The sequence below is a fragment of the Agaribacter marinus genome (genome assembly GCF_030160655.1).
Lineage (GTDB): Bacteria > Pseudomonadota > Gammaproteobacteria > Enterobacterales > Alteromonadaceae > Glaciecola > Glaciecola marina.
Window position 1 is genome coordinate 644,541 of record NZ_BSOT01000005.1, and the last position, 12,694, is coordinate 657,234.

Annotated in this window: 10 protein-coding genes; 5 read left to right on the forward strand and 5 right to left on the reverse strand. The window is 39.6% G+C overall.

The annotated features are described in order from the left end of the window. Positions 1-192: 192 nt before the first annotated feature. Positions 193-1,269 (forward strand): AI-2E family transporter, encoded by a 1,077-nt coding sequence (locus QQK00_RS04400; protein WP_284216263.1) that lies wholly within the window; start codon positions 193-195, stop codon positions 1,267-1,269. Between the two features lie 73 nt (positions 1,270-1,342). Here the strand turns inward: QQK00_RS04400 and bcp are convergent, their stop codons facing one another. Continuing rightward, a complete protein-coding gene (bcp, locus tag QQK00_RS04405) occupies positions 1,343-1,801 on the reverse strand; it encodes a thioredoxin-dependent thiol peroxidase (RefSeq protein WP_284216265.1) in 459 nt (152 codons plus the stop codon). 217 nt (positions 1,802-2,018) lie between these two features. Between bcp and dapA the strand changes: the two genes are divergently transcribed. Genes dapA through purC form a run of 3 tightly spaced genes read left to right on the forward strand, consistent with a single transcriptional unit; the run spans position 2,019 to position 4,741 of the window. Continuing rightward, positions 2,019-2,897, forward strand: a complete 879-nt coding sequence (gene dapA / locus QQK00_RS04410; RefSeq protein ID WP_284216266.1) for a 4-hydroxy-tetrahydrodipicolinate synthase — start codon at positions 2,019-2,021, stop codon at positions 2,895-2,897. Between the two features lie 4 nt (positions 2,898-2,901). Further along, a complete protein-coding gene (gene bamC / locus QQK00_RS04415) occupies positions 2,902-4,002 on the forward strand; it encodes an NlpB/DapX family lipoprotein (protein WP_284216267.1) in 1,101 nt (366 codons plus the stop codon). Positions 4,003-4,027: 25 nt separating this feature from the next. Further along, positions 4,028-4,741, forward strand: a complete 714-nt coding sequence (gene purC / locus QQK00_RS04420) for a phosphoribosylaminoimidazolesuccinocarboxamide synthase (RefSeq protein WP_284217564.1) — start codon at positions 4,028-4,030, stop codon at positions 4,739-4,741. 89 nt (positions 4,742-4,830) lie between these two features. Here the strand turns inward: purC and yfaE are convergent, their stop codons facing one another. From yfaE to ubiG, 4 genes are all read right to left on the reverse strand, one after another. Continuing rightward, positions 4,831-5,067 carry a class I ribonucleotide reductase maintenance protein YfaE gene (gene yfaE / locus QQK00_RS04425; protein WP_284216268.1) on the reverse strand — a complete coding sequence of 79 codons (237 nt, stop codon included), beginning with the start codon at positions 5,065-5,067 and terminating at the stop codon, positions 4,831-4,833. A gap of 72 nt (positions 5,068-5,139) precedes the next feature. Next, complete coding sequence (gene nrdB / locus QQK00_RS04430; protein ID WP_284216269.1) at positions 5,140-6,270, reverse strand: class Ia ribonucleoside-diphosphate reductase subunit beta; 1,131 nt, start codon at positions 6,268-6,270, stop codon at positions 5,140-5,142. A 20-nt stretch (positions 6,271-6,290) separates the two neighbouring features. Further along, positions 6,291-8,612, reverse strand: a complete 2,322-nt coding sequence (nrdA, locus tag QQK00_RS04435; protein ID WP_284216270.1) for a class 1a ribonucleoside-diphosphate reductase subunit alpha — start codon at positions 8,610-8,612, stop codon at positions 6,291-6,293. Between the two features lie 394 nt (positions 8,613-9,006). Then, entirely contained in the window at positions 9,007-9,738 is a 732-nt protein-coding gene (gene ubiG, locus QQK00_RS04440) for a bifunctional 2-polyprenyl-6-hydroxyphenol methylase/3-demethylubiquinol 3-O-methyltransferase UbiG (protein ID WP_284216271.1), read from the reverse strand. Between the two features lie 291 nt (positions 9,739-10,029). Here ubiG and gyrA point away from each other — a divergent pair, with 291 nt between their 5' ends. Then, positions 10,030-12,687, forward strand: coding sequence for a DNA topoisomerase (ATP-hydrolyzing) subunit A (gene gyrA, locus QQK00_RS04445; protein WP_284216272.1), 2,658 nt, complete (start codon positions 10,030-10,032; stop codon positions 12,685-12,687). Positions 12,688-12,694 lie beyond the last annotated feature (7 nt).

Genomic DNA, 12,694 nt, shown 5'->3' on the forward strand with positions numbered 1-12,694 from the left:
AATTAGTAGGCCTCATTCTTTAGTGTTGTATCAAAGTGGCACAACAAGTACTCATTTTGAATAGACCAGAACTAATGTGTGATAGTTTCGTTAATATCATTAAAATATAACAAGCACTTTACCCATTTTCTGTCAAAATAGCATAATATTCTGCGCGAAACATATTTTCAAAAACAATAATAAGGATGATCGATGCTAAAAGTTTTAGGTAACTGGTATCAACGTAAGTTTTCTGACCCGAATGCGTTGATGCTATTGTTGCTAATTTTATTTACTGCCCTGACACTATATACGTTAGGCGGCATTCTAATGCCCGTATTAGTTGCTATTGTTATTGCCTACTTGCTTGATGTCCCCGTCACAAACCTTGAAAAACGTGGCGTAGGGCGAGGGCTAGCGACTTCTTTTGTCTTAATTGTGTTTTTCTTTGTATGCTTTGTTGCGGCTATTAGCTTACTACCGATTATTTCTAAACAAAGTGTCAATTTCGTGAAAGAGATACCAAATATATGGCAGTCTGCACAAGACTGGTTGGCAGCTTTACCTGAAAAATATCCCAATACAATCGAAGTATCTTATATAAAAAGTATGATGTCGGGAGTGAATGAAAAAGTCATTGATTTCGGCGAGACAGTAGTGTCCGTTTCGGTTAGTTCCATTGGTACTTTGGCTGCCATTTTAATTTATATGATTTTGGTGCCGTTAATGGTGTTTTTTATGATCAAGGATAAACGCATATTTTTGGACAGTGTCAGTTTAATATTGCCTAAACAGCGACGTTTAATTTCACAAGTGGGTGAAGAGATGAACGTTCAAATAGCTAACTATATACGCGGCAAGGTGATAGAAATTGTGATTGTTGGCGCAGTAACAAGTATTGCGTTTAGTTTGTTGCAGCTAAAGTTTGCAATTTTATTGGGAGTACTCGTAGGTTTTTCAGTGCTTATTCCTTATATAGGTGCTGCTGTTGTTACGATTCCAGTTGCAATTGTTGGTTTATTTCAATTTGGCCTTACCGCAGATTTTGGCTGGGTGATGCTAGTGTACCTCATTATTCAAGCGCTTGACGGTAACCTGTTAGTGCCATTGCTGTTTTCTGAAGCGGTTAGTTTGCATCCGCTTTACATCATTGTCGCAGTACTATTATTCGGTGGTCTATGGGGCTTTTGGGGTGTGTTCTTTGCGATCCCTCTGGCAACGTTGGTCAAAGCCTTAATAACAGCATGGTCGCCTCAAGTACATAATTTACCGTCGAGTACTGACGCTTGATGTCTTCCTAGCGATACTATGTCTTAAATGTCTAAGCTACGAAATCATTGTTGATTTCGTAGCGTGTATAATACTAGATAGCGTCTAAGACAACCGCATGATGCTCTTTCGTTTTGAATTTATTGAGTACCTTTTCTATCGTGCCGGATTCATTGATTAAAAAACTCAAACGATGAATACCGTCATATTCCTTCCCCATGAATTTTTTCAAACCCCAAACGCCAAATGCATCTGCAATTGCATGGTCTTCATCGGATAACAAATCGAAATTCAACGACTCTTTTTCTGCAAACTTCGCCAATTTTTTAACAGGGTCCGGGCTTAAACCTAAAACCACTGTATTCTTGTCGTTAAGTGTTTCTTTAATGTCTCTAAGGCCTTGTGCTTGAACAGTGCAACCCGGCGTCATCGCTTTGGGGTAAAAGTAGACTAAGACTTTTTTACCAGCGAAATCGCTTAAAGAAACATCTTCATTATCTTGGTTCTTCAATGTAAATAGCGGCGCTTTGTCGCCAGCGTTTAAGGTATTCATGGTTTTCCCTTTTTATTTTGTTCCGCACTTGAATAGCGGTATGTGCTCGTGAATGTCTACTTTCGTAGTCTACGTTATTATCGAAATAGGATAAAACAGGATCAGAGTTTAATTGATAATTATATATTTCCTTATGTTCTCACTGATATTGGCTGTTTATGCTTGTTTTTGTTGGTTTACATCACTACTATTGCGTCTTAAAATTTTGGGGGACTTGATGTTTAAAGGAAGTTTTGTTGCGTTAATCACACCAATGTTGCCTGATGGTAACGTTGACTTTCCGAGTTTGCAAAAGCTTGTAGAAATGCATGTTAAGAATGGTACTCATGGCATTGTCGCCGTAGGCACTACAGGTGAGTCAGCAACCTTGCCAATGCATGAGCATATTAAGGTAGTAGAAAGCGTCGTAAATTATGCGGCAGGCCAAATGCCAGTGATTGCCGGTAGTGGCGCAAACTCTACAGAAGAAGCTATCTACTTGTCTAAAGAAATGGTTAGCTGCGGCATTGATGGATTTTTAAGCGTTGTTCCTTATTACAATAAACCTCAACAGCAAGGAATTGTCGCGCATTTCGACGCCATTGCGGGTGCAACAGATTTACCCGTGCTGTTATACAATGTGCCAGCCAGAACCGTGACAGATATGACGACTGAAACCGTTGTGAAACTTGCGAAGCACCCAAACATCGTTGGTTTAAAAGATGCTACAGGCGACTTAAGTCGTTTACATGAAGAAAGAAGTGCCTTAGGTCAAGATTTCATGTTGCTTAGTGGTGATGATTCTACTGGATGTGAATTTATGTGTTCTGGTGGTGATGGCGTAATCTCAGTGACTGCGAATATCGTACCTGATAAAATGGCCCAAATTTGTAATGCGGCACTGTCAGGTGATTTTGATAGAGCGCAGAGGATAGATAGCGCGTTGACAGACTTGCATCAAGAATTGTTTGTCGAGTCTAACCCTGTAATTCCTAAGTGGGCATTATATAAAATGGGACTTATTGAAAGCCCTGAACTTCGATTACCGATGGTTAAACCTGAACTAAATAGTCAAAAAGTAATCGAACAACGGTTAGAAGATTTAGAGTTAATATAAAAGAATGAATAATAAAAATGTCTTAGCATTAGCAGTTGTAGGTGTATTTCTATCTGCTTGTTCGAGTGTTGACGATAGAGCTGCGGCGTCTGGCGATTTCGAATACCTTGAACATGAAACAGTAGCGCCTATAAAAGTGCCTGAAGATCTCACCGTACCGCCAACAAATAGCCGATATGCTATTCCTGATTTAGCCACAGAAACGTCATCTGTTTTAGTCGGTAACGATATATCAGTGGCCTCTCCACGACTTGTTATTCCTCTGGTCAGTGGATCACATGTAGAAGAGGGCTCAAAAGAAGCGAAAGTACTCTTTGATCAAATTAACGATAAAGAACCTTTAGAAAAAACGATTTGGGATACTGTATTGGCTTATCTCGAATTAAATAACATTGGTGTTGAGTCATTTGATAAAGATACTAATGAGTTAGTCACTGATTGGGTCATTGACCGTCAAGAAGACGATGCTAGTTGGTATGAGTTCTCAAGTGAATACATTGAAAAGGCGCGAAAATTCAAATTGAATTTAGACCTTGCGCCTCATGGCCGCACTGCTGCGTTGACAAGTAAGATGATTAAATACCTTGATGAAGATGGCAACGACAGCTTAGTGAACGTCAATCCAATAGATAAACGTACTGATGAAGTCAATTTTATCAATTTTATCATTGCAGAGTATGACTTTGGTATTCGTCTAGAGAGAAGTCAGCGCATCGCAAAAATTAGAGATGGTTTTAGTTCTCAGATGGGGTTCAATGCTGATGGCGACGCCGCGGTCATGATAGATGCCGTTTATGCTGATGCTTGGCCTCGTTTACAACTTGTCCTGCGCAAAATGGGGTTCGATGTAGTAGATTTGGACCAATCTTCAGGCCTTCTGTTTGTCAAATATAATGGCCCCGATGATTCGTGGTTTTCCGGGTGGTTCAGCGATGATGAATTGCCTTTGGATGAAGATGATTACCGCTTAATCGTTGAAAAGGCAGGGGATAAAACAAGTATTACGTTTAAAGACATCGAGAACGAGCCATTCTCTGCACAAAAGGTCTCTGAAATTTACCCGGCCTTTTCAGAATACATGGCAGCAAGTGATTTAGATATTTAATTGGAGTTACTCACTGATGCAAGACGTGCAAAAAGGTGAAGAGTTATACCGTGGTAAGGCAAAAACCGTATTTTATACAAATGATGCGGACAAGTTAATTCTTGAGTTTAGAAATGACACCTCTGCGTTTGATGGTGAAAAAATTGAGCAGCTCGACCGTAAAGGCGAAGTAAATAACAAGTTCAATCACTTTATTATGCAGCAACTAGAAGATGCGGGCGTAAAAACGCAAGTAGAAGCGCTAATTTCGGATAACGAGAGTATTGTTAAGAAGCTCGACATGATTCCGATAGAATGTGTCGTTAGAAACTATGCTGCCGGTTCTCTGTGTCGTCGTCTTGGTGTAGAAGAGGGACTTGAGTTAAGTCCTCAAACGTTTGAGTTTTTCTTAAAAAATGATGCGCTACACGATCCTATGGTAAATGAAACCCATGCGATAGCATTTGGTTGGGCGACGCAAGATCAAATTGATCAGATGAAGGTTCTGACGTTTAAAGTGAACAGCATTCTTGCGCCCTTATTCCGCAAAGGTGGCATGCTGTTAGTTGATTTTAAGCTTGAGTTTGGTGTCGATAAAAACGGCGACATTGTACTAGGGGATGAATTTACGCCAGACGGTTGTCGTTTATGGGATGCTGAAACGAAGAAAAAGTTGGATAAAGATAGGTTTCGCCAAGGACTTGGTTCGGTCGTCGAATCGTATATCGAAGTCGCGGAAAGAATAGGCTTGTCTTTATAAGTAACCTAAACTCAGGATAAGTAGTTTTATATCCTTATACAAAATTAAAAAGCCGACCTTAAGGTCGGCTTTTTAATAGGTAATTGTAATCAGTAAGTTTGTAATTCAACGTCGCCTACTGGTATGCAGCAGCAAACAAGTACTTCATCGTCGTCAATAAAAGCAAGAGGGTCAATGACATACTCAACCTTTCCTTTGCATATCTTTGTTCTACATGCACCGCAAAAACCTTCACGGCAATGATAGTGAACATCAATATTTTGCTTTTCCATAGCAATCAACAAATTGTCTTCGCCTTCAAATGTGAAACGAGCGTCCTTGTTCACACAGACTTGAGGTTGCTTGCTGTCGACGATCATCGAAGAATAAAATTTATAGCCACATTTTAGACAACCACATTACAGTTCAAATTCTTCGAAATCATCTGCACCGACTTCACTATCAATTTGGCCAACTAAGTAACTACTAATTTCAGTTTCTTGCGGTGCTACTTGAACGTTATCTGAGGACAAATAATTATTCATCCAAGGCAGTGGGTTACTAGAGGTAGCATAAGGTTGCCCAAGCCCAATCGCTGCCATGCGTTGGTTTGCTATGTATTCTACATATTGTGACAGTATCTCTTCGTTTAAACCGAGCATAGAGCCGTCTTTAAATAGATAAGTTGCCCATTCTTTTTCTTGCTCAACGGCCAACATGAAAATGTCTTTGGCTTCTTGTTCCAGTTCTTTGGCAATTTCTGCCATCTCAGGGTCGTCTTTTCCTTTTGTCCAAAGGTTTAATATGTGCTGAGTAGAGGTTAAATGAATGTTTTCATCTCTTGCGATTAAACGAATTATCTTTGAGTTACCTTCCATTAATTCACGCTCTGCGAATGCAAAGGTACATGCAAAAGATACATAAAAACGAATAGCTTCTAATGCATTTACAGAATTCATACAAAGATAAAGTTTCTTTTTTAGTTCCCGCATGTTGACTGTGTAAGTATGACCGTCTATTTCAAACACCCCTTCACCTTTTGTCTGATAAATTTGGGTATAAAAAATAAGATCATCGTAATATTTAGAGATGTCTGTGGCGCGTTTTTTGATCTCGTTATTTACTACTATGTCATCAAACACTTCACTTGGATTAGGGAATAAATTTCTCAATATATGCGTATATGAACGAGAATGTATGGTTTCAAAAAATGACCATGTTTCTACCCACGTTTCTAGTTCGGGCAAAGAGATAATGGGTAAAAATGCAATATTGGGGCTTCTACCTTGCACCGAATCTAAGAGTGTTTGATACTTTAGGTTTGATGTAAAAATATGTTTTTCTGCATCTGTTAGCTTTAAAAAATCAACTCTATCTTTACTTACGTCTACTTCTTCTGGGCGCCAAAAAAATGAAATTTGTTTTTCAATTAGCTTCTCGAAAATAGGGTGACGCTGCTGATCATAACGTGCAACATTTACAGGTTTACCAAAAAACATTGGCTCATTCATTGTATCAACAGCTTGTTGATTAAAAGTGGTATATTTCATTACTTTACCTCAACAGGTGGTTAAATTTTACAAGCGCCGCCAGCACAGCCGTCATCTTCTTCGACAATTTCAACCTGTGCTTTAGGTTGTTTGACTGCAGCACTTGTTTCAGCATCAGATTTATCTGACGCACCGTCACGTGTATTGTGATAGTAGAGTGTTTTAACACCTAATTTGTATGTCGTCAGCAAATCTTTCAGCAACAATTTCATTGGTACTTTGTTGCCTTCATATTTACTTGGGTCGTAGCTTGTATTCGCGGAAATTGTTTGATCAATAAATTTCTGCATAATTGCAACTAATTGCAAATAGCCATCATTGGAAGGTATATCCCAAAGTAATTCATAATTGTCTTTTAATCGCTGATATTCTGGAACAACTTGTTTCAATACACCGTCTTTACTTGTTTTTATACTAATGTGACCACGCGGCGGTTCTATACCATTTGTGGCGTTAGAAATTTGTGACGAGGTTTCTGACGGCATTAATGCTGAAAGCGTACTGTTACGTAAACCGTGTGCTACGATATCTTTACGTAAGGCATCCCAGTCGTAATGTAAGGCTTCATTACAAATTTTATCGAGATCCTTTTTGTATGTATCAATTGGCAAAAGACCTTTAGCATAAGTCGTCTCATTGAACTTAGGACATGCGCCTTTCTCTTTTGCCAAGTTATTTGACGCTTTTAACAAATAATACTGAATCGCTTCAAAAGTTCTGTGAATTAAACCATTTGCACTGTGATCAGAATATTTAACGCCATTCTTTGCCAAGTAATATGCAAAGTTGATAACCCCTATGCCTAAGGTTCTTCGTCCCATGGTTGCAGTCAACGCTGCTGGTACAGGGTAATCTTGATAATCAAGTAAACTATCTAGTGCTCGTACGGACAAGTCAGCTAACTCTTCGAAGTCATCTAAACTTTTAATAGCGCCTAAATTGAACGCAGATAAGGTACATAAGGCTATTTCGCCCTCTGCATCATCAACGTTCAATAGAGGTTTTGTTGGCAACGCAATTTCTAAACACAAATTGCTCTGACGAACAGGTGCGACGCTAGGATCAAATGGACTGTGAGTATTGCAGTGATCAACGTTCTGAAGATAAATACGGCCAGTGCTAGCTCTTTCTTGCATAAACAAACTAAATAGTTCAATTGCTTTAATGCGTCTTTTACGTATGCTTTCGTCGTTCTCGTATTGTACGTAAAGTTTTTCGAATTCTTCCTGGTCTTTAAAGAACGCGTCGTATAACCCTGGCGTATCTGAAGGACTAAAGAGCGTAATGTAATCATCTTTAATCATTCGGGTGTACATTAATTTATTGCATTGTACGCCATAATCTAAGTGTCTAACTCGGTTTTCTTCTACGCCGCGATTATTTTTAAGAACAAGTAGGTTTTCTACTTCCAAATGCCACAATGGGTAGAATAGGGTTGCTGCGCCACCGCGAACGCCGCCTTGTGAACAACTTTTCACAGCAGTTTGGAAATATTTATAAAAAGGAATACAACCGGTATGGAAAGCTTCGCCGCCTCTTATTGGGCTGCCCAATGCGCGAATTCTACCAGCATTTATTCCGATTCCTGCGCGTTGACTTACATATTTAACAATGGCGCTTGCCGTCGCATTAATGGAGTCTAGACTGTCACCCGTCTCAATTAATACACAAGAGCTAAATTGACGAGTCGGAGTACGAACACCGGCCATAATAGGTGTTGGCAGTGATAATTTAAAATTAGAGGCTGCATCATAAAAACGACGAATATAATTCATTCGCGTTTCAATAGGGTATTTTGCGAACAAGCATGCCGCAACTAGCACATATAAAAACTGAGCGCTTTCATATATTTCACCAGTTACTCTATTTTGTACCAAATATTTGCCTTCAAGTTGCTTCACTGCGGCATAACTAAAATTCATGTCACGTTGGTGATCGAGAAATGCTTCCATTTCAGCAAATTCTTCAGCAGTATAATCACTCAATAAGTGTTCGTCGTATTTTTTCAGCGATACCATTGCTTTTACATGGTCATAAAGTGCTGGCGGCTCAAATTGCCCATATGCCTTTTTACGCAGATGGAAAATCGCTAAGCGCGCTGCCATGTATTGATAGTCGGGCGTGTCTGTAGAAATTAAATCGGCCGCTGATTTAATCAGTGTTTCGTGAATTTCTTCGGTTTTAATCCCATTATAAAATTGTATTTGCGCCTTAATTTCAACCTGTGAAACAGATACATTATCTAAGCCTTTTGTGGCCCATGTGACGACTTTATGAATTTTATCGAGATCGATAGCCTCTTGCGTGCCATCTCTTTTAGTAACTAAAAGATCATTATTCATTCTTGTTATGCTCTTATTGTGATGTTGCCTGCTTTTAAGCTGAACGGCTTACGGCCAATCTAGTTCTATTTGTTTTATTTTTATAACTAAGCGCAATGAAAAAGGGTGACAACATGCTGCGTTGTTTCATTCCCTGTATTGTAGTATTACACAAGATAATGAGTCTTAGATAGCTTTGCAACCACTATATCTTGTGTTTAGGTGTCAAAAATCCTAGACGCTAATTTTTGTTAGTGGCGGCTAACCCATGACTCATTTATTGAATTGTTGTCCGTTTGTTGCAAGTATTTTTTGCTAAATTATTTAAAAATATTTTATTTTCAAATGACGTCATTTTTAGTTTAAAACTTGGTCAAACGGCATTTGCAATTGTTCGCTATAAGTTGGTCATTGCTTATGATGAAGTACATACAACGAAATAATTAACATCGACATTCATGTTCGATAAAAAATACTGTTGCTTTATAGGGTTAAAATGCAGGCCGGTCATGTCACTCACTTGCAATTGTGTTGTCTCTATCATGTTGAGCAATTCACTCGGTTTTATAAATTTTGCATGATCGTGGGTACCCTTAGGCACCATGTTAAACAAGTACTCCGCGGCAGCAATAGCCATTAACCAAGACTTTGGATTACGATTTAGCGTAGAAAATATTACCATGCCACCAGGTTTAACGAGTTTAGCCGCCGCTGCGACAATTGACTCTGGGTGAGGGACATGCTCTAACATTTCTAGACAACATACAATATCGTATTCGCATGCATGTTGTTCTGCCCATTGCTCGGCGGTTGATAAATGGTATTGCACATGTAAACCAGATTCTAGGCGGTGAAGGTTAGCGACTTCTAAAGAGGCTTCAACCATATCAATACCAGTAACGTTCGCGCCTTTAGTGGCGAGTGCTTCACTCAAAATACCGCCACCACAACCAATGTCGATTATTTGCTTGCCAAATATACCATTGGCTTGGTTTTCTATATAATCGACACGCAAAGGGTTTATGTCGTGAAGTGATTTAAATTCGCCGTCTCGGTCCCACCAATAGGCTGCCAACTCTGCAAATTTTGACAACTCCTCTGCATCCACATTCGCGGATGATTGATTAGAATTCGACAAATCGCTCACTTTTTACTCCACTTGAGATTACGTTACAACACATTGGTATTGTTACATTTTTTTATATTGAATACGAATCGCATATCGAAATTTTTACATTTTTTTGAAAGTTTTGTGTTACCATCGAAAGAGTTAAAAAGGTAATAATAACAAAGTAACAATCCAGACAATACAAGCACCTAATTATTGCTAAATTTTTATGCATTGAAAAACGTGTTTTGTAAGTGAGACGTAGCTTCATTTTTAGGATGAATATGGTCACTCAAACGATTGATTACATTAACAAGGACCATGCAGTTTATGACTGACAATGCCAAAGAAATTTCCCCCATTAATATCGAAGAAGAGCTTAAAAATAGTTATTTAGACTATGCAATGAGCGTTATTGTAGGTAGAGCACTTCCAGATGTAAGAGACGGTTTAAAACCGGTTCATCGCCGTGTATTGTTCGCGATGAACGAACTCAAAAATGATTTTAATAAACCCTATAAAAAGTCTGCGCGTGTAGTAGGTGATGTCATAGGTAAGTATCACCCTCATGGTGATTCCGCTGTTTACGATACAATCGTACGTATGGCACAGCCATTTTCTCTTCGTTATATGCTGGTCGACGGGCAAGGTAACTTTGGTTCTGTCGATGGTGACTCAGCCGCTGCAATGCGTTACACCGAAGTTCGTATGGCAAAAATTGCGCACGAACTCCTCGCTGATTTAGATAAAGAAACAGTAGATTTTGTTCCAAACTACGATGGTACAGAGCATATTCCTGATGTATTACCAACTAAAGTACCTAACTTACTGGTTAATGGTTCTTCTGGTATTGCTGTTGGTATGGCGACAAATATTCCACCGCACAATTTATCTGAAGTAATAAGTGGTTGTATTGCCCTAATCGAAAACCCTGATTTAAGTTTTGAAGAACTTATTGAGTATATTCCAGGGCCGGATTTCCCCACTGCTGCAATGATAAGCGGCCGACAGGGTATTATTAACGCTTATAAGACAGGTAGAGGTAAAATTTACCTGCGTGCAAAAGCAGACATTGAACAAGAAGAAAATGGTAAAGAAACCATTATCGTTCACGAAATACCCTACCAAGTTAATAAAGCACGTTTAATAGAGAAAATTGCTGAGCTTGTTAAAGAAAAACGAGTGGAAGGTATTTCTGCTCTGCGCGATGAGTCTGACAAAGACGGTATGCGCATTGTCATTGAAGTTAAACGAAATGAATCAGCAGAAGTATTGCTTAATCATTTATATGCCAATACTCAGTTACAAACGGTATTTGGCATTAACATGGTCGCTTTGGATAAAAATCAGCCAAGAGTATTTAACCTCAAAGAAGTGCTAGAATTATTTATTCTGCACCGCCGTGAAGTGGTTACTCGCAGAACTGTATTTGAATTGCGTAAAGCAAGAGATCGCGCCCATATTTTGGAAGGTTTAGCGATTGCACTGGTGAATATTGACCCAGTCATCGAGTTGATCAAACAGTCACCCAGTCCATCTGAAGCTAAAAAGGCACTCGTGGCAATGGGGTGGGAACTTGGTGATGTGTCTGAAATGCTCGCGAGAGCGGGGAATGACGCGGCACGCCCTGACTGGTTAGCACCAGAATATGGTATTCGTGACGGCCAGTACTACTTAACTGAAGAACAAGCACAAGCAATACTCGACCTCCGTTTAAACAAGCTTACGGGCTTGGAACATGACAAAATTTTGGAGGAATACCGTAATCTAATTGACGTGATTGCAGAGTTACTCAAAATTCTCGGCAGTTCAGAGCGTTTGATGGAAGTCATTACTGAAGAATTAGTGGCTGTTAGAGAAGAGTTTGGTGATGAGCGTCGTACAGAGATTACGGCTGCGTCACACGATATAGATATCGAAGATCTTATCGAGCGTGAAGAAGTCGTTGTCACACTTTCGAGGGAAGGTTACGTAAAATACCAAAAACTGTCTGATTACGAAGCACAGCGCAGGGGGGGCAAAGGTAAATCTGCAACTAAAATGAAGGATGAAGACTTCATCGAACGTTTGCTGGTTGCTAATACCCATGACCACATTTTGTGTTTTTCTACTCGCGGACGTTTATACTGGTTGAAAGTATATCAATTACCATTAGCTAGCAGAAACGCCAGAGGCCGGCCTATTGTCAATATCTTGCCGTTAGAAGAGGGTGAGCGAATTACGGCTATTTTACCGATTCAAGAATTTGAAGAAGGTAAGTATGTGTTTATGGCGACTGCGCAAGGAACGGTTAAAAAGACTGAACTAACGCAATATTCTCGCCCAAGAGCTAATGGCATTATTGCTGTCAATTTAACGGAAGGAAATGAGTTAATTGGTGTTGCTTTAACTGATGGCAGTAGTGAAATAATGCTGTTTTCCGATGCTGGTAAAGTAGTGAGATTCTCTGAAGATCAGGTGCGTCCAATGGGACGGACGGCAACAGGCGTTAGAGGCATTAGATTGCAGGAAGATGAGCGCGTTGTTTCGTTGATTGTACCAGAGGAAGAAGGTGATATTCTTACCGCGACTGAAAATGGTTTCGGTAAACGTACCCCAATCTCAGAGTATCCAGCGAAAAGCCGAGCGACCAAAGGCGTTGTTTCAATCAAAGTATCTGAGCGAAATGGTTCGGTCGTTGGCGCGGTTCAAGTGACAGAAGCAAACGAAATCATGTTAATTTCTGACCAAGCGACCTTGGTCAGAACTCGTGTTGCGGAAGTGTCTATTGTTGGCAGAAATACGCAAGGCGTTAGACTTATTAGAACAGCTGATGATGAGCACTTAGTAGGTATTCAACGCATTGATGAAGTTATCGATGAATCAGAATTATCTGACGATGATAACTCTGATGACAATATTGAAGCGGCAATTGATACAGATGTTGCGGAAAGTGCAGCGGATGATGTTGAAAACATAGATAAACAACAACCTGACAATAAAGATTAGGAATATT